Source organism: Enterobacter sp. T2, from assembly GCF_010692925.1.
GTDB lineage: Bacteria > Pseudomonadota > Gammaproteobacteria > Enterobacterales > Enterobacteriaceae > Enterobacter > Enterobacter kobei.
Window position 1 is genome coordinate 4015049 of record NZ_CP048736.1, and the last position, 21084, is coordinate 4036132.

At 51.2% G+C, this 21084-nt stretch carries 15 protein-coding genes and 3 pseudogenes; 10 read left to right on the forward strand and 8 right to left on the reverse strand.

Going from position 1 to position 21084, the window contains the following annotated elements; genetic code table 11:
- Positions 1-11 precede the first annotated feature (11 nt).
- Positions 12-911 carry an AraC family transcriptional regulator gene (locus tag G0034_RS19240; RefSeq protein ID WP_179121203.1) on the reverse strand — a complete coding sequence of 300 codons (900 nt, stop codon included), beginning with the start codon at positions 909-911 and terminating at the stop codon, positions 12-14.
- Between the two features lie 195 nt (positions 912-1106).
- On the opposite strand from G0034_RS19240, the gene yqhD reads away from it, so the two are divergent.
- Both yqhD and dkgA read left to right on the forward strand, forming a co-directional pair.
- Entirely contained in the window at positions 1107-2270 is a 1164-nt protein-coding gene (gene yqhD, locus G0034_RS19245; protein WP_023331305.1) for an alcohol dehydrogenase, read from the forward strand.
- A gap of 105 nt (positions 2271-2375) precedes the next feature.
- Positions 2376-3203: a 2,5-didehydrogluconate reductase DkgA gene (dkgA, locus tag G0034_RS19250; protein ID WP_014885238.1), complete on the forward strand. Its 828-nt coding sequence runs from the start codon at positions 2376-2378 to the stop codon at positions 3201-3203.
- Positions 3204-3244: 41 nt separating this feature from the next.
- Here the strand turns inward: dkgA and G0034_RS19255 are convergent, their stop codons facing one another.
- The 4 genes and pseudogenes from G0034_RS19255 to G0034_RS19270 form a co-directional block, all read right to left on the reverse strand.
- Positions 3245-3619, reverse strand: coding sequence for a carboxypeptidase-like regulatory domain-containing protein (locus tag G0034_RS19255; RefSeq protein ID WP_230679503.1), 375 nt, complete (start codon positions 3617-3619; stop codon positions 3245-3247).
- Positions 3620-3748: 129 nt separating this feature from the next.
- Positions 3749-4759, reverse strand: a pseudogene (locus G0034_RS19260) (DUF3362 domain-containing protein); the annotation flags it as partial.
- Positions 4760-4873: 114 nt separating this feature from the next.
- On the reverse strand, positions 4874-5203 hold the full coding sequence (locus tag G0034_RS19265; RefSeq protein ID WP_000140246.1) for a hypothetical protein: 330 nt from the start codon (positions 5201-5203) through the stop codon (positions 4874-4876).
- Between the two features lie 204 nt (positions 5204-5407).
- Positions 5408-8683 carry a P-loop NTPase fold protein gene (locus tag G0034_RS19270; protein ID WP_023314849.1) on the reverse strand — a complete coding sequence of 1092 codons (3276 nt, stop codon included), beginning with the start codon at positions 8681-8683 and terminating at the stop codon, positions 5408-5410.
- An 858-nt stretch (positions 8684-9541) separates the two neighbouring features.
- Here G0034_RS19270 and G0034_RS19275 point away from each other — a divergent pair.
- Positions 9542-9838, forward strand: a complete 297-nt coding sequence (locus G0034_RS19275) for a helix-turn-helix transcriptional regulator (protein WP_023314851.1) — start codon at positions 9542-9544, stop codon at positions 9836-9838.
- Positions 9839-10261: 423 nt separating this feature from the next.
- A complete protein-coding gene (gene acuR, locus G0034_RS19280) occupies positions 10262-10918 on the forward strand; it encodes an acrylate utilization transcriptional regulator AcuR (protein WP_023280966.1) in 657 nt (218 codons plus the stop codon).
- Positions 10919-10980: 62 nt separating this feature from the next.
- Here the strand turns inward: acuR and acuI are convergent, their stop codons facing one another.
- Positions 10981-11964 (reverse strand): acrylyl-CoA reductase (NADPH), encoded by a 984-nt coding sequence (gene acuI, locus G0034_RS19285; RefSeq protein ID WP_023280857.1) that lies wholly within the window; start codon positions 11962-11964, stop codon positions 10981-10983.
- A gap of 400 nt (positions 11965-12364) precedes the next feature.
- Here acuI and G0034_RS19290 point away from each other — a divergent pair.
- The 5 genes from G0034_RS19290 to fghA all read left to right on the forward strand — a co-directional run bounded on the left by G0034_RS19290 (position 12365) and on the right by fghA (position 15938).
- A protein-coding gene (locus tag G0034_RS19290; RefSeq protein ID WP_223195083.1) for an IS1 family transposase occupies positions 12365-13062 on the forward strand; the annotation gives its coding sequence in 2 pieces (ribosomal slippage) (positions 12365-12614 and positions 12614-13062; 699 coding nt in all).
- Positions 13063-13175: 113 nt separating this feature from the next.
- Positions 13176-13451 (forward strand): formaldehyde-responsive transcriptional repressor FrmR, encoded by a 276-nt coding sequence (gene frmR, locus G0034_RS19295; protein ID WP_017384071.1) that lies wholly within the window; start codon positions 13176-13178, stop codon positions 13449-13451.
- Between the two features lie 34 nt (positions 13452-13485).
- Positions 13486-14595, forward strand: coding sequence for an S-(hydroxymethyl)glutathione dehydrogenase (gene frmA, locus G0034_RS19300; protein ID WP_017384070.1), 1110 nt, complete (start codon positions 13486-13488; stop codon positions 14593-14595).
- A gap of 43 nt (positions 14596-14638) precedes the next feature.
- The gene (locus G0034_RS19305; RefSeq protein ID WP_012561111.1) at positions 14639-15037 is read left to right on the forward strand and encodes a VOC family protein; all 399 of its coding nucleotides are present in this window, start codon (positions 14639-14641) and stop codon (positions 15035-15037) included.
- 64 nt (positions 15038-15101) lie between these two features.
- Positions 15102-15938 (forward strand): S-formylglutathione hydrolase, encoded by an 837-nt coding sequence (fghA, locus tag G0034_RS19310; protein ID WP_012561110.1) that lies wholly within the window; start codon positions 15102-15104, stop codon positions 15936-15938.
- Between the two features lie 199 nt (positions 15939-16137).
- On the opposite strand, the pseudogene G0034_RS19315 reads toward fghA, so the two are convergent.
- A pseudogene (locus G0034_RS19315) lies at positions 16138-17271 on the reverse strand (IS3 family transposase).
- A 616-nt stretch (positions 17272-17887) separates the two neighbouring features.
- On the opposite strand from G0034_RS19315, the gene G0034_RS19325 reads away from it, so the two are divergent.
- Positions 17888-20539 carry an excinuclease ABC subunit UvrA gene (locus tag G0034_RS19325; RefSeq protein ID WP_179121205.1) on the forward strand — a complete coding sequence of 884 codons (2652 nt, stop codon included), beginning with the start codon at positions 17888-17890 and terminating at the stop codon, positions 20537-20539.
- A 71-nt stretch (positions 20540-20610) separates the two neighbouring features.
- Here the strand turns inward: G0034_RS19325 and G0034_RS19330 are convergent.
- Positions 20611-20910 (reverse strand): annotated as a pseudogene (locus tag G0034_RS19330) (IS66 family transposase); the annotation flags it as partial.
- Positions 20911-21084: the final 174 nt, after the last annotated feature.

Here is a 21084-nt window from a genome sequence, read left to right on the forward strand (position 1 = left end):
TACGTTTCTCGTCAGGCGCCCTGCATCGTTCGTATACGCGACGCATCTTCTCCCGGCGTGACGCCGAAATAGCGCTTAAACTCCCGACTAAACTGCGACGCACTCTCATAGCCCACCCGCATTGCCGCCGCGCTGGCCTTCATGCCGTCGTGGATCATCAGCATCCGCGCCTTATGCAGCCGGTAGGTCTTGAGGTATTGCAGCGGCGAGGTGCTGGTCACCGATTTAAAGTTATGGTGAAACGCCGAGACACTCATGTTCGCTTCCGCGGCGAGCTGATCGACGTTGAGGTTTTCCGTGTACTGGCTCTCAATACGCTTGAGCACGCGGCTTATCAGACTGAAGTGGGTCTGTCGGCTCACCAGCGCCAGCAACGCTCCCCCCCCGGGGCCCAGCAGCACATGATAGAGAATTTCGCGAATGATCTGCTTGCCCAGGATACGCGCGTCCAGCGGCCGCTCCATGACGTCCAGCAGACGCTCGATGGCGCACAGGATCTCTTCAGACAGCGTGGCCGAGTTAATCCCGCTTGAAGCCATCGACGGCTGGAAGAGTTCATCTTCGCCTATCTCCATCAGCAGTTCCTGCAACTGAAGGATATCGACATTAACGCGAATACCCGCCAGCGGGACCTCCTCTGTCGCGAAAGTTTCACATTCAAAGGGTAAAGGTACTGTCAGAAGCAGATATTCATTGGTGTCGTAGCGGAACACGCGGTCATTGATATAACCAATTTTATGGCCCGAAAAGAGAAAAACGATGCCCGGCTGGTACATCACTGGCGTGCGCGTCCCGGGCTGCGTGCCATAGAGCAGACGAATATCAGGCAACGGTTCGCTGACACTATTTTCATTATCTATCAGTCTCTTAATCTGCGCGGTAAGCTGATGGCAGATCGCTTCACGGTTCATTTTTCGTTACTCCGGGTACGTTTTCCGACTTTTACAGTTTGCGCACTTTCCCGACGTTTCTCCAGCTCTCTGTAGAAATGGGCAAGACATTGGCAGGAATGTGCATTGAGAGCATAGCCCCGGACCGCCACAATGTGCAGCATCAGGCAGGCATCAGTGCCGCCACGGTTTTTCACCCACTAAAGGGAACGAGCAATGAACAATTTTAATCTCCATACCCCAACCCGCATTCTGTTTGGCAAAGACGCAATCGCTGACCTGCGTGCGCAGATCCCCGCTGATGCGCGTGTCCTGATCACCTACGGTGGCGGCAGCGTGAAAAAAACCGGCGTGCTGGATCAGGTTTACAGCGCCCTGGACGGTCTGGACGTGCGTGAGTTCGGCGGCATCGAGCCAAACCCGTCTTACGAAACGCTGATGAATGCGGTAAAAATCGCCCGTGAAGAAAACATTACTTTCCTGCTGGCGGTCGGTGGCGGTTCCGTTCTGGATGGCACGAAGTTCATCGCGGCGGCAGCGCACTACGCTGACGGCGTTGACCCGTGGCACATTCTGGAAACCCGCGGCAGCGACATTAAAAGCGCAATCCCGATGGGCTCCGTGCTGACACTGCCAGCCACCGGTTCCGAATCGAACAAAGGCGCAGTGATCTCCCGTAAAACCACCGGTGACAAACAGGCCTTTATGAACGAGCACGTGCAGCCTGTCTTCGCGATCCTCGACCCGGTTTACACCTATACCCTGCCTGCACGTCAGGTAGCGAACGGTGTGGTTGATGCCTTTGTTCACACCGTTGAGCAGTACGTGACCTACCCGGTGAATGCCAAAATTCAGGATCGTTTCGCGGAAGGCATTCTGCTGACGCTGGTTGAAGAAGGTCCGAAAGCGCTGAAAGAGCCGGAAAACTATGACGTTCGTGCCAACGTCATGTGGGCGGCAACGCAGGCGCTGAACGGTCTGATCGGCGCTGGCGTGCCGCAGGACTGGGCGACCCACATGCTGGGTCACGAACTGACGGCGATGCACGGTCTCGATCACGCTCAGACGCTGGCGGTGGTTCTGCCTGCGCTGTGGAACGAAAAACGGGATACCAAACGCGCCAAACTGCTGCAGTACGCAGAGCGCGTGTGGAACATCACCGAGGGTTCTGACGATGCGCGTATCGACGCGGCCATCGAAGCGACACGCAACTTCTTCGAAAGCCTGGGCGTACCAACGCGCCTGTCTGGCTACGGCCTGGATGGCAGTTCTATCCCTGCTCTGCTGGAGAAACTCGACGCGCACGGCATGACCCAACTGGGCGAGCACGGTGACATTACGCTGGACGTCAGCCGCCGTATCTACGAAGCGGCACGCTAAGCGTTTTTGTCCTCCCGACTTTCGTTTTTTGACATTTCGTCCAGACTTAATGCACACCCCATCGCCGGAGCCCCCCTCCGGCGATGCGCACCTGAAGGAGGAAAAATGGCAAACCAAACCGTAATCAAGCTGCAGGATGGCAACGTGATGCCCCAGTTGGGGCTAGGTGTATGGAAAGCCGGTAACGACGAGGTCGTCTCCGCCATTCATAAAGCCCTGGAAGTCGGCTATCGGTCAATTGATACCGCCGCCGCCTACAAAAACGAGGACGGCGTAGGCACTGCACTGGCCAGCGCCGGCGTCCCCCGCGATGAATTATTCATTACCACGAAACTGTGGAATGACGATCAAAAACGCCCTCGCGAAGCCCTGCAGGAGAGTCTGGAGAAACTTCAGCTCGATTTCGTCGATCTGTATCTGATGCACTGGCCGGTTCCCGCCATCGACCATTATGTTGATGCCTGGAAAGGGATGATTGAACTGCAAAAAGAGGGGCTGGTGAAAAGCATCGGCGTCTGTAACTTCCAGGTTCATCACCTGCAGCGCCTGATTGATGAGACAGGCATCGCACCGGTGATTAACCAGATCGAGCTGCACCCGCTGATGCAGCAGCGCCAGCTTCACGCCTGGAATGCGACCCACAAGATCCAGACCGAATCCTGGAGCCCGCTGGCGCAGGGTGGCGAGGGGGTCTTCGATCAGAAAATCATCCGCGACCTGGCGGATAAATACGGCAAAACGCCCGCACAGATCGTCATTCGCTGGCATCTGGACAACGGCCTGGTCGTCATTCCGAAATCAGTCACGCCATCACGTATTGCCGAGAACTTCGACGTCTGGGATTTCCGCCTGGACAAAGATGAGCTGGGTGAGATTGCGAAGCTGGAGAAGGGCAAACGCTTAGGGCCGGACCCGGATCAGTTTGGCGGTTAATACCTAAAACGAGCCCGGTCTTCCGCCGGGCTCGTTTTAATCTATAAATCTGACTGACATCTCGCTTCTCCGGGCAAGTCAGGCAATGTGCAAATAACGTTATACGCTTTCCCTTCAAGTTTATGTGGCCCACCGAGACCGCCGCCTGCTATTGCTTCATATTCCTTTCCGTTAATACTTATCTGGAGCGGGGTGTAATAAATCCAGTCCATCGGACCTATTGGCAGAAAAAAGATCCACTCATGCTGGCTCTGAAAAGCAAAACGACCGTTGTCGTCAGAAAGCGTTTGCTCCCTCTCTAATGTTATTTTAGCGCCCGGGACTGGCTTACCTGCGCTGTCGATTAGACGTCCTTCTACTTCTGGCTGTATCTGGCGGTGCATTACACAACCGCATAACGTCAGGCCAATCAGCATCGCTCCTGTTAACTTCCTTATTTTCATTTTGAGCCTCAGAAAAAAGCCGGGTGGCGGCTTCGCCTTACCCGGCCTACGCGCTGACCTGTAGGCCCGGTAAGCGCAGCGCCACCGGGCTTTGTTACAGGTTTAACCGATCTTACGTTTTACGTTCTTCTTCGTTCCCGCTCCACCGTTCGAACGCTGATGCACAATCGGCGTGTGCTTGGTCAGCGCCGGGCGCGTATTGCGGTTCTGGCGACGCGCTTCGCGCATCTCATCCAGCGTCGGGGCCGGTACCAGACAGTCGCGGCGTGAACCGATCAGGTGTTTTTTACCCATCTCTTCCAGCGCCTGGCGGATCAGCGGCCAGTTTTTCGGGTCATGATAACGCAGCAGCGCTTTATGCAGACGACGCTGTTTATCCCCTTTTGGCACCACCACCTCTTCACTCTTGTAGCCAATCTTACTCAGCGGGTTCTTGCCGGTGTAATACATGGTCGTCGAGTTGGCGAGCGGTGACGGGTAGAAGTTTTGCACCTGATCCAGACGGAAGCGACGCTGCTTCAGCCACAGTGCCAGGTTCACCATATCCTCATCACGCGTGCCGGGGTGCGCGGAGATAAAGTACGGGATCAGGTACTGCTCTTTGCCCGCCTGCTTTGAATACGTGTCGAACAGCTCTTTAAAGCGGTCATAGCTGCCCATACCCGGCTTCATCATCTTCGACAGCGGACCTTCTTCGGTGTGCTCCGGCGCAATCTTCAGGTAGCCGCCCACATGGTGGGTCGCCAGCTCTTTGATGTAGCGCGGATCTTCCACGGCGATGTCGTAACGCACCCCGGAGGCAATCAGGATCTTCTTGATGCCCTTCAGGTCGCGCGCGCGACGATAGAGATTGATCGTCGGCTCGTGGTTGGTATCCATATGCTCGCAAATGCTCGGATAGACGCAGGAGAGACGACGGCAGGTTTGCTCCGCGCGCGGCGACTTACAGCGCAGCATATACATGTTCGCGGTTGGGCCGCCAAGGTCGGAGATCACACCGGTGAAGCCTGGCACCGTGTCGCGAATCGCTTCGATCTCATTGATGATCGAATCTTCAGAGCGGCTCTGAATAATACGGCCTTCGTGCTCGGTAATAGAGCAGAGCGAGCACCCTATAATTCTGATCATTTAGAAATTTTTTTGCGTTTAAAATCAATGAATTGAAAGATTTCATTTTTCTAAGTCTGATAAAACAGATGAAAACCCAACTGACTATACTCATAAAACTCAATCTTTGCGCTGCTGTACGATACCAGTAATTACAGGCGCCGAGTTTAACATCATGAAAAGTAGCCCAATAATGAATGACGCAACGCCAGCTGCGGTGCCTAACTTCTGACTGAACACCATTGAAACAAAGTACATATTTGGGATAAAAACGGACATAGCAATCACGAAAAGTAACTTATTCAGATAATTATTTATTCGGGTCTTAACCTCAACTCTATCATAAAAAGCCATCGAAACGTAAGCAGTTATCAGTGAATAAAAAGACCATGTCATATAGTTAACCGATTCATTAAATGCCTCTCGCAAAAGCAAAGCACTTTCTGTCATTCCCTACCTCATTAAATCAATAGAAAATAAATCTGAATAATTTATTTTTAAAAGAAAAGAACACAACATAACTTCAGTAGTTATGATTAATCCCTGAATGATTATTTCTTAGCAAGATATAACATGCTTAATGTATATCAGGCAATAAAAAAACTCCCAAAGACCACCGCTGTGGTCTTCAGGTATAGGATTTAAAGAACGAACTCAGTCCGGAAACGTATCACTATCTTCTGTAACGTCCGCTTTCTCTGGTAACATTCTGTTTTTAATATACTGTGAATTCCTGCAGATGAGAGGAAAAATCTCCGAGTTATTCATTATACAACTCGTTGCCGTACGGGCGTCCTCCGGAGACCATGATGAAAATGAAAACGTCTGACGGTCAAGCCATTGAGACAATAATACATTATCAACAGAAGCGCTAAACAGCGCCGCAATAGCCCTGCGTTCAACGGCCTTCTCAGGTTCAATAAACGACAACTCATTATGAAAACGGGTAATAATCGCAATACGGCTGTCAATACGAATATGTCTTTCAAGTAAGACATCGTGCAACTCATCAAGTACAGTCTCTCTCTGGGTATCGTCGAGGCAAGACCACAGGAAATGAATGTTCTCGGCATTTGTGACAACGTCTGGCTCTGCATCACGGAACCATGATGCAAAGATACCCACACTACCTTCCATCCGGATATGCTGCCCCTGAAGTTGCATTTGTTCAAGGATAAAGCGCATGTTCACAGGAAGAACCGTAAAACACTCAATAAGCCTTTCAGAAGAACTAAATACTCCACATGCCAGGGCGTTCAGCTTTTTCTTCAAAATATCAAACTGCTCACCTGACTGATATACGTCATGGAGAAATACTGGACCCATAGCATTCACATCAGACTCAATTATTTTCTCTGACAGTGCTTTTTGACGCTCTCGCACAAATATTAAAAGAGAGGTTGCATTTGTAGCTTCTTTGATGACGTCATACTGACCTTTAACAAAGCTCAGGACAGGTATATTCACCAGAAGACCTAAATCAACAATCCTGCCAACAGCATTTTTGATGTACGGCAGAACATTTTTATCCTTAAGTGCTATAAAGATACTCTCGGCAGTACGTAGATAACGAAGATATGCAGCCAAAGCCAGGTCAAACCGTTCCTCACCAATATGTTCACTGTACGACTCGATACCGGCATAGTTACCATGGAGCACCATGTGAGCAACAGCCTGTGCAGCAAATTCCGCAGGGAAGAGATTCCTCGTCGCCGTATTATTAAGATAATATTGATTTAAAACATTATTATTCCAGTCCGGGCTCAGAACAATTTTTCTGAAATGGATAACGTCCTCAACAACCTGACGATTTTTAAGCGTCATTATTGCAGAGCTAACCTGAGCCCCACCTGTACCATCATTCTTTCCAATTACGTTCTGTACCGCCTTCGATGCAATATTGATATGCCGGATAATTCCCGGATTAAAAAGGTCTATCTGAGGTTGCTCAGCTCCATAGCGTAACATCTCCTCCCGACCGTGATTTCCGATATCTAGTGTGCCAATTTTCAGGTTTGACAAGGTCTCTTCATTATTGACAAGGTATTCCACATAAAATACGCCATCTACAAAATTCTCCATTTTATTCAGTAGTGATTCACCGGCCAGAACAGAGTATGAATCAGCTTCCTGCAGCAACGTCTGCGTGGATTCAGCCTCCAATTTTTCTGAATCCTGAATTTCATCAAGTTTACTCACAATAAACGATATTTGCCTTTCGACGAAAGGCTCTAGGCTTATCCGCCCGTCAGCCATCAGTTTCTGCAGACTCAATACGAAACCTTCATCATTCTTTTCTCTGAGTGAAACAGCATAACTCTGATTCAGCATTTGCACTGCGACTTTGAGTTGCGGTTCGGCGAGAGCCTGACACTTCTCATCCATCCGGCTATAAGAAACCAGCCAGTCTCGCATCTGAATATGTGGTGCCACTCGCTGCCATGCTTCAGCGAAACCCCACAAGGCCGTCAGTTCTTCAAGCCGTGGGATATTTATAGCACCAATCGCGTCTTTAAGAGGCGTATCAAGCAACTCGCTCCTGGCAAGCTCCACCGTGGACTGATAGTGGATGCTCATCAGAAATTCGCTCCATCTTTCTGTATCGTTATTAAAAATTCGGGATATTTGTTGATAAGTTAGCGAGAGCATCTCGTCAAAATCATCCGGAGCAATACCGGGTTCGGTCTGACTAGCTTTGGGATCGCGAAGTAATACTTTAATATCTCGCTCCCCGTATCTGACCACCAGTAAGTAGAGAGCAATAAGAATATGGCGATGATCTTCTGTTGCAGGAACGGTAAGGTTCAGAATATGAATATCATTAACAAACTTCTTCATTAATCGCGGTGTGATACGAGGATACTCAGAGGGTTTCCAGCGCTCAAGCAACACCGTTGCTTCCCGGCACGCTATCCCTGCATCCTCATTTACTGTTTCTTTCCAGTACTGCCTTAACGCTTCCTGCCATCCTGCCGAAATAAGAGGAGGAACCTGAAAACTTACAGGAATCCGCTTTGCAATAAACTCACGCCCGCTGAAACCCGCCACAGAAAGTGAGGCTGAAACCTGTCTTGCCGAATAGGGCACCACTATCCTGAAGTGTTCATGAGTGGCTCCGGCAATAAGCTCCATATCACTCCAGAGCTCTTTCACTTTGTCTGCACTGATTCGGTCCAGATTATCAATGATAAGGATGAAGCGATCTCCATGGGAAATGACCTCTTTGGAGGTAAATCCCTGCAGAGCTTCAGCCAGCTCAATAGCTCCGACCTCCTTATTAACTAGCCAAGTCTCTTCAATCCTGTCAGTACTGTTGCGTTTGAACAAATCACCAATACTCGAATACCCTTTCTTTCTGTACCATTCCATGTTCTGCAGGCATGCCAGTCCTGCGACCATAATGGCAGGAGAAAGAAACGCGGCCACCTCAACATAAAAAAGCCACCCTAATAATGACTCCTTGTTAGTAAAATATTGATTAAGGTCTGTTAGCACATAACGAAGCATCTGCACGGAAAGCAATGACAGTAAAATAAAAACGACGGTCAACCAGCTTAGCCTGCTGCTGACCCTCTTGTCGTATTCAACGATGTTACCCAGAGCCAGATTTTTATACTTATCCAACACATCCCGGGAGCCCGGACATTGTAGGCTGACCCCGTGGTGGATGACATCGATAAGCGCTTTTTTAGTTGAGCCATGATGGTAACGTTCTGCATCAAAGTTAATGAACGTAAAATCATCTTTAAGCTTTTTCTGCAGGAACTTCAATATTGTTGACTTACCTGAACCCAGCTCACCTTCCAGACCAATAATATTGACATCAGGTGTCCTGATGATCTGAGCCACATTCTCTGCAACTTTTTCATGACTGCTGCCTCTAAACATATCCTGGTCAGCGGGTGATTCCGTCTGCAATCGTAGAGTCATTCAGCAATTTCCTTCGTTATAACGTAAGATTCTTTCACTATTAGACACAGTACAGAGCCCACAGCAACCAAATGACTGCAGCCGGGGCAGTTTAGTTTTAAGCATGCATAAGCCGATTTCGATGGAATCCCTTTCACACAATAATATTGAATTGAAGCAATGAAAACATTAATGTGTTTGTTGTGACTAGCTGCAGGGGCCTGGAAGAAATTCCAAAGCCTGACAAACCGGAACAGGGCTTGCTCTGCTCCGGTTTTATCCAGTTCATCTTGAAGCCCTTGTTTTTGTTACATATCCCTGCTCACTCTTTCAGCCATTGTTAAGCTTCTTGTGTGTAATCTGCGAATAATACGGATGCAAAATTGATGCAATGGATTATACATACCTACAGCGCACGTTACGCTGAGCTGAATCGAATTTCAGAGAACGTTCTTCGCTATTACCCTGCCCAGCCAGTTGAACACATTTTATCATCCGGCCCCGAGAGTGACATGTTCTCTGCCTGGTACAGCCTTCATCAGAGTCAAACTAGACGTTATTTACAGGCAAAAGAAGACAGCTACAGAGTTTAAGTCTGACATTATTCGTGGCTGTGTCTGCCTTCGGAGTTTTCAGCTTATCCCGATAACAGCGGTTTTGAAAAATTGACGTTTTTTACACCGGTACATTGCCCGAACGCAATCTCCCCCGTAGCGAAATACCGCCCCGCAGAAAATCGTCCATGCTCGGCATGCCCCTGGAACATCAGCATCTTTTCAATAAAGGTTTTACAGCCTATAGTCTGTATAACACAAAATACACCTTACCTGCTGTATTACAGGGCGGTACTCCCTACTCAGTCTGCGAGGCAGGTCACTTATGAATAATCAGTTCCCGATAAAAACGCTGAACCAGCTCAGACCTGTGCTAATCGGGTTTCGCAAAATCAAGGGCTTCACGCAAAAAGATGTGTCTGAGAGGCTTGCCGTAACGCAGCAAACCTATGCCCGCCTGGAAGCAAACCCTGCTAGCGCCAGTATTGATCGTCTGTACAAGGTATTCAGTATTCTGGGCGTAGAAATAACGCTGTCATCTATTTCCCCTTCACCCTTCATTTCCCACACAGAGATGAGGGGGGCATTTGACAGCACTCCCGCCAGACGGGAGAAATGGTGACTATTAGAAGTTTGCTAGTTTTGTCGAATGACGCCAACTACATGTCCGCATCCATCGAGTAGTGGCTTCAAGCCACGATTGTCACTGCCTCCGCTGCCTTTTTCCAGTAACTCTCTCCTTTTAATTCTAATATTTAGGGGTGTCAACGCAAAGCAGAAACGGCACCTTCTTTGCGAGACAGAAATGACCTGTGATTGCCTGGCCGATTTATGGCAGCTAAGTGCGAGAAGCGGATATAGCGAATTCGCCATTGTACGGGATTAGCAGGTTTACTGAAGCAACCTGCGATGGCGTTATGGCAATAGTCAGTCCCCTGTCCAGTCGGCATAGGTGGCCACCTCGTCACCGCCGGGGATAAACTGATTGAAGCCTCCGCGCAAAATCACTTATTCTTTTCCGTTAATAAAATGCAGGAGCAAAGTCATGACTGGCGAAATTCGTGGGCGAGGCAGGCCACGAAAAACAGAGAGTACCTATACAGATACCCGTAATGACCTGATCCGAAGCGGGCTTGAACTGCTCACGCAGAATGGTTTTCTTTCAACGGGAGTCGATGCCATTGTCAAAAATGCCAGTGTTCCTAAAGGCTCATTTTATTACTATTTCAAGAGCAAAGAAGAGTATGCCCAGACTGTTCTGAGCGCCTATGACAGTTTCTTTGTGCATAAACTCCAAAAACATCTGTATGAATCATCCTTCACACCAATGATGCGTCTGGAAAATTTCATCGACGATGCCTGCGACGGCATTAAAAAGTACAATTTCACCCGGGGCTGTCTGGTTGGCAATATGATGCAGGAGAGTCCGGGTCTTCCACTGTCCTTTATCAAACAGCTCCACGAAATACTTGAGCGCTGGCAGGCGCTTGTGGCGTGCTGTCTGTCCGACGCGTTATCTTCGGGCGAAATCCGTTCCGATATGAATAATACGCAACTGGCGGCCATTTTCTGGAGCAGTTGGGAGGGTGCCGTAATGCGTGCCAAACTTTATTGCTCAACCCAGCCTGTGTACGACTTCTGGAGCTATTTCAAAAAGTCAGTACGCTATCAGCCCTCTAAGGACACGGCTGTTGAAAAGTAAAAAAGGGGCCGCAGCCCCTGATAATAATTATCAAACCCAGGCTGAGCCTGGCTTCCACTTCATTAGCTACACTGAATTACTGCCCGGCCACGAATTCCGCCACTCAGAAGTTTTTCGGCCACATTGATGGCATCACTCAGCGGATAAACGGTGGTCAGGCTATCCAGTCTGGACTCCGGTAAATACTGTACCGCCTGCTGCCAGATCGCCGCTCTTTTTTCCTTCGCGAACATGACACTGTCAATCCCTTTCAGCGTGACGCCACGCAGGATAAACGGAGCCACATTCCCCATTAGTTCCATCCCCTGTGCCATGCCGCAGGCTGCAACAATACTGCCATAACGCACCCCGGCGCATACATTGCAGAGCGTATGGCTACCGACTGTATCAATGGCGGCAGCCCAGCGTTCTTTCTGTAACGGTTTTCCGGGACAGGAGAGCTCGGAACGGTTAATAATCTCGTCCACACCGACCGTTTTATAGAGCCAGGCAGCCTCTTCCGGGCGTCCAGTAGACGCCGTAACGCGGTACCCCATTGATGCAAGGATCATGGCCGCAATGCTCCCGACGCCGCCGCTGGCACCGGTAACAAGTACCGGACCATCTTCAGGCTTAATACCATGATTCAGAAGTGCGTCTACGCACAGCATCGCGGTAAACCCAGCTGTTCCGATTGCCATTACGTGTTTGCCGTTAGCGCCAGCCGGGAGCGGCGTCAGCCAGTCTCCATTTACCCGTGCTTTTTCGGATAGTCCGCCCCAGTGTTTTTCCCCAACACCCCAGCCGGTCAGGAGAACCTTATCTCCGGCCTGATATTCGGGATGTGAACTGGCGGACACTGTACCGGTAAAATCAATGCCGGGCACCATGGGAAAGCGTCGGACGATTGGGCCCCGGCCCGTAATGGCCAGTGCGTCTTTGTAGTTGATGGATGAATAGTCAACATTGACCTCCACATCCCCCTGCGGTAGTTCACTTTCAGCGATTTCAGCAAGTTGCGCACTATAGCGTCCATCTGTTTTGTTGATTAATAAAGATTTAAACACGTTCACCTCGTTTGTCCGGGCGTTTACCGTTCAGTCATTAAGTCGTCAATAAATAATATTGACCGATCGTCTAATAATCAACACTACGATCCCAGTGCTTTGCCAGCATTCAAGAAACATTATTCATTTCATGCACTTAAAGCTGTCTTTTTTGACCGACATCAAACTGTATTCTGGTTTATCTGGTGCAGAGGGAAAATCAGCATCCCTGAAGATACATAGCTAATGCTTCAGAACACGGCTGATGATGCGATAAAACAACCAGGCTTTAATGAGTTAGTCTGAGCGGACCTTCGGCTCAGTAAATAGGTCCGCTCCGTGCCAAGAGCAGACGCTGGTAATTCGGGTAATGGTGCCAACTTACTGATTTAGTGTATGATGGTGTTTTTGAGGTGCTCCAGTGGCTTCTGTTTCTATCAGCTGTCCCTCCTGTTCAGCTACTGAAGGCGTGGTGCGTAACGGTAAAAGTACTGCCGGACATCAGCGCTATCTCTGCTCTCACTGCCGTAAAACATGGCAGCTACAGTTCACTTACACCGTCTCTCAGCCCGGTACACACCAGAAAATTATTGATATGGCCATGAATGGCGTCGGATGTCGCGCCAGTGCACGCATTATGGGCGTTGGCCTCAACACGATTTTACGACACTTAAAAAACTCAGGCCGCAGTCGGTAAACTCACGCATACAACCGGGCAGTGACGTCATTGTTTGCGCGGAAATGGACGAACAGTGGGGTTACGTCGGCGCTAAATCACGCCAGCGCTGGTTGTTTTACGCGTATGACAGGATACGGAGGACGGTTGTGGCGCACGTATTCGGTGAACGCACGTTGGTCACGCTGGAGCGTCTTCTGGGCCTGCTGTCGGCCTTTGAGGTCGTGGTATGGATGACGGATGGCTGGCCGCTTTATGAATCACGCCTGAAGGGAGAACTGCACGTTATCAGCAAGCGATATACGCAGCGCATTGAGCGGCATAACCTGAATCTGAGGCAGCATCTGGCAAGGCTGGGCAGGAAGTCACTGTCGTTCTCAAAATCGGTGGAGCTGCATGACAAAGTCATCGGGCATTATCTGAACATAAAACACTATCAGTAAGTTGGAGTCATTACCGGTGCTCTGATATATTTATTATACTATAGTGGGGTATGTGTTGATCTTAATGTAATACTCCCCTATAGTATAAGAAATACAGAGCAGTGAGGTAAGCAATGCCCAGTACTCCTGAAGAGAAAAAAAAGGTCCTAACCCGGGTTCGCCGTATCCGGGGTCAGATTGATGCTCTGGAAAGAGCACTTGAAAGTGGCGCTGAATGCCGTTCCGTTCTCCAGCAAATCGCCGCCGTCCGGGGCGCCGCTAACGGACTGATGGCAGAGGTGCTGGAGAGCCACATACGGGAAACCTTTGACCAGAATGACAGCTACAGTCATGAAGTCAGTAAATCAGTTGACGATACGATTGAGCTGGTTCGTGCCTATCTTAAATAGGTGAGGCCATTATTACATTGAGGATATATTACGTATGAAATCACGTGCCGCTGTTGCATTTGCACCAGGGAAGCCCCTGGAGATTGTTGAAATTGATGTTGCTCCGCCTAAAAAAGGCGAGGTGCTGATTAAAAACACCCACACAGGTGTCTGCCATACCGATGCCTTTACCCTCTCAGGGAATGACCCTGAGGGCGTTTTCCCGGTGGTTCTCGGCCACGAGGGAGCCGGTATCGTCGTTGAAGTTGGTGAAGGCGTCACCAGTGTGAAGCCGGGTGACCATGTTATTCCGCTCTACACCGCTGAATGCGGGGAGTGTGAATTCTGCCAGTCCGGTAAAACGAACCTCTGTGTATCGGTTCGCGAGACTCAGGGCAAAGGACTGATGCCTGACGGGACCACTCGCTTTTCATACAACGGTCAGCCTCTTTACCACTACATGGGATGTTCCACATTCAGTGAATACACCGTTGTGGCCGAGGTTTCTCTGGCAAAAATTAACCCGGAGGCGAACCATGAACACGTCTGCCTGTTGGGTTGTGGCGTGACTACCGGTATTGGCGCCGTCCATAACACGGCTAAAGTGCAGCCGGGCGATTCAGTTGCCATTTTTGGTCTGGGGGCAATTGGTCTGGCTGCGGTACAGGGGGCCCGTCAGGCAAAAGCGGGACGTATTATCGCTATCGATACTAATCCGACAAAATTTGACCTGGCCCGTCAGTTCGGGGCCACTGACTGCATTAACCCGAATGATTATGACAAACCGATTAAAGATGTTCTGCTGGATATCAACAAGTGGGGTATTGACCATACCTTTGAATGTATCGGTAACGTTAACGTCATGCGTGCAGCGCTGGAAAGTGCTCACCGTGGGTGGGGGCAGTCCGTTGTCATTGGTGTCGCAGGGGCCGGACAGGAGATTTCCACCCGTCCTTTCCAGCTGGTCACCGGGCGCGTATGGAAAGGTTCCGCGTTTGGCGGAGTAAAAGGCCGCACTCAGCTCCCCGGTATGGTCGAGGATGCCATGAAGGGGGATATTGACCTTGAGCCATTTGTAACCCATACGATGACACTGGATGAAATCAATGACGCCTTCGAGCTTATGCATGAAGGCAAATCTATCCGGACAGTGATTCATTACTGATCCCATCAGAATTTTAATCAACTCAAACTGAAGGAAGTGGAAAATGACAACTCCGGTAATTTCTGGTGACGGCATCTTTTCTCATGTGTTCATTGGCGCAGCCGATGTCGAGAAATCCTCCGCATTTTACGATGTCGTCCTGGGCACGCTTGGTATCAATAACCTCGGCCCGTTTGGCAACGGCTGGGTACTCTATGGCCGCGAAAAGCCGGCATTTATCATTGCCCGTCCGGGCAACGGTGAAGCACCTTCCGCTAACGGGGTGACTGTCGGCTTCGCTGCTGCCACCCCGGAAGAGGTTGATGCTTTCCATGCTGCCGGCCTTGCCGCCGGTGGAGCTGATGAAGGTCAACCTGGCCCGCGTGGTCACCTTCCCGGGGCCTATGCTGCCTACCTGCGGGATCCGGCGGGTAACAAAATCACGGCGTATACGTTTATCTGACGTCCGGATTTAAAGATACTTCCCCTGGCTTCGGTCAGGGGAAATAACCATGAGATAACGGCTGATGGAACTCATTGAGCAGCATGCCAGCTCTGGCGGCTGGCAAAACGTGTACCGGCATTATTCACAATCCCTTAATTGTGAAATGAATTTCGGTGTGTATCTTCCTCCCAAAGCAGTAACAGAAAAACTGCCGGTACTATACTGGTTGTCGGGCCTGACCTGTACTGAGCAGAATTTCATCACCAAATCAGGTATGCAGCATTATGCAGCCCGGCATAACGTCATCGTTGTTGTCCCGGATACCAGTCCCCGGGGTAATAATGTCCCGGATGCCGACAGTTACGATCTTGGCCAGGGGGCCGGTTTTTATCTGAACGCGACGGAACAGCCGTGGAATGTTCATTACAGGATGTATGACTATATTCTCAGAGAGCTTCCGGATGTCGTCATGAATCATTTTCCTGCAACGGCAAGAAAATCTATATCCGGTCATTCTATGGGAGGGCTGGGTGCTCTGGTGCTGGCTCTGCGAAATCCTGGTGAATATGTGAGCGTATCAGCATTTTCCCCGATAGTATCGCCTTCTCAGGTGCCATGGGGGCAACAGGCATTTAGCGCTTACCTGGGTGAAAACAGAAAAACGTGGGAAGCCTACGATCCAGTCAGCCTCATTTTACAGGGTGAAAAATTACCAGAAATCTTCATTGATCAGGGGCTGAGTGACGCCTTTTATGAAGAGCAACTGCGCACCAAAATCCTTGAGAGAGTATGCAATGAGATGAACCTCAATGCGTCGTTCCGATATCATACTGGATACGACCACAGCTATTATTTCATTTCCAGCTTTATTGGTGAGCACATTGCTTACCATGCCAACAGGCTCAGGCTGTCAGCATGAGTTGATTTCCAGCCTCAGAAAATGTGCTTAATTTTCAGGCCTGAACAGGGCCTGAACCCTGCAGACCTGAGATGTACTGTAACTGAATCGCCACGGATAATCTAGACACTTCCGAGCCGTTGATGGACTGACCCCGCCCCGGTAGACGATCCTGCCCTATAGTTTGGACTGACCCCACGCCTGTAGACAAATCCTGTCCTCACGACGAGGCCTGTTCGAAGGCCTCCGGACTGACGTCGCCGAGGTGGCTGTGGCGCCGGGACCGGTTATAGAAGACTTCAATGTAATCGAAGATCCGCCCGGGCCAGATCCCTGGTTTTATATATGCGTTTTCTGATCCGTTCTTTTTTCAGCGAACTGAAGAACGATTCGGCCACCGCATTATCCCAGCAGTTGCCACGCCGGCTCATGCTCGGCGCCAGGTTATTGGCCCGGTAGAAGCGCTGCCAGTCGTCACTGCCGTACTGGCTGCCCTGATCGCTATGTACGATAACCTCGCTGTCTGGTTTTCGGCGCCAGACCGCCATCATCAGCGCGTCGAGCGCCAGTTCGCGTGAGAGAGTGGGTTTCATCGACCAGCCGACCACATTACGGGCGAAGAGATCGATAACCACCGCCAGATACAGCCAGCCCTGCCAGGTGCGGATATAAGTAATATCGGTGACCCAGACCTGGGTGGCCCGGACAACGGTGAACTGCCGCTGCACGAGATTAGGAGCAACGACTGAAGGCCTGCCAGCGATACGACGTGGCGCTTTATAGCCGCGCACAGCTTTAATCCGGTCCAGTTGCATGATCCGACCCACCCGGTTTCTACCACAGGTTTCCCCGATTTCGTTCAGATCGCCATGAACCCGCCGGTAACCGTATACGCCTCCGCTCAGGGAATATGAGTCGCGGATAAGCATCAGCAGGCGCTGGTTATCTTTATCACGCGCCGAGACAGGGTTATGCAGCCACGCATAGAACCCGGCCCGGGCGACATTCAGTACCCGACACATCGTCATCACACCCCATACAGTTCGGTGCTCATTGATAAAGCGGTACTTCAGTCGGGCTCCTTTGCAAAGTACCGCGCGGCCTTTTTCAGGATATCCCGTTCTTCTTCGGTGCGTTTTAGCTGCGCCCGGAGTTTCAGGATCTCGCTTTTAGCTTCCAGTAAATCCCGGGCATGCTGCTCGCTGTTATCAGGTTTGATAGCCCGTAGCCACTTGTAGAGGCGGTGTGCAGAGACGCCCAGACGCTCAGATACTTAGGCGACGGAATAACCGCGTTCCGTTATCTGACGGACGGCTTCTTCCTTAAATTCAGGTGTAAATCGTGGTGTGCCCATACGCTCCTCCTATACTCAAACTATAGGGCAGGATCGTCTACCGGGGCGGGGTCAGTCCAGGGAGCCGTTAACGACCTGATGGCGGTTGTTCTGGAAAGCTATCTTCGGGAGGAATTCCCCGATACGGGCAAACGAAATGAGTCGCAGAAGAGGTCAATCGACGACACCATTTCGATAGTCCGCTCCTATCTCCGTTAACTCTGCCAGGCAGATGTCTGATGGGGTCTAAAACTGTAATGAAAGGAAATGACATATGAAATCACGTGCATTATTCATCTGTATTTTTTAATTGGTACCCGAAACCGCCTGAGTGTCGCCATCAGCTGGGTCTGGAACCACAGCGTCGCGTACCGGGGAGCCCGCATTATCACGGGAGCCAAATCTCCGGTCCCGGGTACGCCGCCAGCCAGTTCTCATACAGAAGGCGGATCCGCAGGGTACCGCTGAAACTTCAGCGGTGTCCCACATGGTACCACCGGGCCCAGCTTCAGCAATCTGTTTCCAGTCACACAAACGCTTTTTTCGACGGGCTTTCTGATCGAGCGGTCCGGCACACCAGATACCGTCACAAGAGGTGGCCTTATTAAGAGCGGACACACCTAGCACAGGAAATTCTATGGCAAAGAAACTTTTCGGTTATCATCCCATCCTGACTGACGACAACAATTCAGTTGTGATTCGCGGTGCTCGCGAGAACAACCTTAAAGAGGTGGATGTTTCCATTCCGCGCAACGCATTGGTTGTTTTTTCGGGTGTGTCAGGCTCGGGTAAGTCTTCACTGGCCTTTGGCACCATTTATGCTGAGGCGCAACGGCGCTACTTTGAATCGGTTGCCCCCTACGCTCGTCGCCTCATTGATCAGGTCGGGGTTCCGGATGTGGATGCCATTGACGGACTGCCGCCAGCCGTTGCGCTTCAGCAACAACGCGGTGCCAGTAACGCGCGCTCCTCTGTCGGCAGCGTGACCACCTTATCCAGTCTGGTGCGAATGATGTACTCACGGGCGGGCGCTTATCCTGCCGGACAACCGATGCTGTATGCCGAGGATTTTTCTCCCAACACGCCGCAGGGGGCATGCCCTTCTTGCCATGGTCTGGGCCATATCTATGAGGTAACTGAAACACTGATGGTGCCCGATCCCTCACTTAGTATCCGTGAAAAGGCTATTGCTTCCTGGCCCCCGGCCTGGCACGGACAGAATCTGCGGGATATTCTGGTGACGCTGGGGTATGACATCGACACTCCCTGGAAAAATCTGCCAGCGGAAGACCGTCAGTGGATCCTTTTTACCGAAGACACCCCCACTGTACCGGTTTTCTCGGGACTGAGTCCGGAAGATACGCGCGAAGCCGTCAGGAAAAAAATGACGCCGGGTTATATGGGGACCTTCACCGGGGCACGTCGTTATGTGCTACATACCTTCGCCAGCACGCAAAGCGCGTTGATGAGAAAACGAGTCTCCCGTTTTATGGAAGGCAAGCTGTGTCCGGTCTGTCACGGGAAAAGACTGAAGTCAGAATCATTGTCCGTCACCTTTGCCGGTGTGGACATTGGTGAATTTATGCAGATGCCCTTAGACCAGCTGGCGGAATTGCTCCTTCCAATCTCCCGGGGGGATTTCAGTGCCCACCACGCCGGCGCAGATGCCGACAGGGATATCACCCGTCGGGATCTGACAGAGCGTGCTGCATCCGGAAAAGCGGTCCATTCCGATAACGCCGATGTCTGCCGGACATCGGCGTTATCGGAAGAGAAACGACTGGCGGCACAACGGCTGACCGGTGGTGTCATGGCCCGGTTGTATCAGTTGCAGAAGCTGGGGCTGGGTTATCTTACGCTGGACAGAGCAACCCCAACTCTATCTGCAGGAGAGCTTCAGCGACTGCGTCTTGCCACGCAACTCAGTTCGATGCTGTTTGGTGTGGTCTATGTTCTTGATGAACCGTCTGCGGGTCTGCACCCCTCAGACAGTAAAGCGCTTTACGATGCGCTTGAGAACCTTCGTGATGCCGGCAACTCGGTGTTTGTCGTTGAACATGATCTTAACCTGATGCGACGGGCGCAATGGCTTGTTGATGTGGGACCGTCGGCTGGTGAACAGGGAGGACATGTTCTCTACAGTGGTATTCCTGAAGATCTGAAAGCCGTCACCCAATCTCGTACCGCGCGTTATTTATTTGATGAAGTCCGGCCACCACAATCTTTTGCCCGTATCCCATCCGGGTGGCTGAAACTGCAGGGGATCCATCGCCACAATCTTAAGTGGATCGATGTTGATATTCCTCTGGGTGTGCTGACAGCCGTGACGGGAGTCTCTGGCTCCGGTAAATCCAGTCTGATTGCCCAGGCCTTACCGGAACTGGTGCTTTCTTCACTTGGCGGTGAGCCAGAAGACGTGCTTTCCGAAGCCAGCGACGCTGAGGGGCCATCCGTAACGGAGAAAACGTACGGTACCCTGACCGGTGATACCGGACTGGTAAAGCGTCTGGTTCAGGTTGACCAGAAACCGATAGGCAGGACCCCCCGTTCAAACCTGGCGACATATACCGGGTTGTTTGATCCTGTTCGTAAGCTCTTTGCCGGAACGACTGACGCCAAACTCCATCATTACGATGCGGGTCAATTCTCTTTCAATGTGGCAAAAGGCCGCTGTGCAACCTGTGAAGGTGAAGGATTCGTCAGCGTGGAGCTGTTGTTTATGCCGAGCGTGTATGCACCGTGCCCGACCTGCCATGGCGCGCGGTATAACCGGGATACTCTCAGGATCTGCTGGCAGGACAAAAATATCGCGGAGGTCCTGCATATGACGGTGGATGAAGCCAGTCAGTTCTTTGCGACTGAAGAACCAGTGGCTCGTCCCCTCCGTCTGCTGAGTGAAATTGGTCTGGGCTACCTGCGTCTGGGACAACCAGCAACCGAGTTATCCGGAGGGGAGGCGCAAAGGATCAAGCTGGCAACCGAACTACAACGTAGCCAACGTGGCCACACGTTGTATATCCTAGATGAACCGACAACCGGCCTGCATGCTTCAGACGCCGACCGCCTCCTTGTGCAGCTGCAGCGGCTTGTTGATGCAGAAAATACGGTGATAATGATTGAACACGATATGCGGGCGGTTACTCAGGCAGACCAGGTTATCGACATCGGTCCTGGAGCGGGACATGAGGGAGGACGCCTGGTTGCCGCAGGAACTCCCGAACAGGTATCGCAGGTCAAAGAAAGCCGTACCGCACAGTATATTGCCAGGGAACTCTCACGGAACGGTTAAAAAGGGCTGTGTCGTCATTGCGTCAATGGCGGCACATTCCCGGCGTGTTCTGTATCAGTAATCTCCCGCAGGTATAATTTCAGCGCATCCCACTGGTTCAGCGCGTACGCGAACGCCTTCGACAGCTCCGAGTGCCGTGACAGCGTTTTCTGCTTTTCACGCAGCCAGCCCTCCAGCGCGGTCAGCAGCGGTACCGCTTTTTCCTGCCGAATGGCCAGCCGTTCCGCCGCGCTTTTGCCCCGGATGCCCGCCTCGATGCCATACAGCTCGCCGATACGGCACAGCGCTTCGGTCGTGGTGTCAGAGGGCGTCCGCACGTGCACGTCCGCCTGCAACACCCCGCTGAACCCCGCAAGATGCGACTGCGGATGTGTAACGCTGGCGTGATAGAAATTTTAAGTCAGTCATCAGGTGTCCACCTAATTAGGGGTCAGTTTGGATATCGAAAATTATTGTACGTCAAGGTTATTTTTTGACCTCTCTACTTTAGCGGGCCTCAGCCGACGAAACTTATCGGAAGCCGGTACCGGCCAGTCTGACTGAAG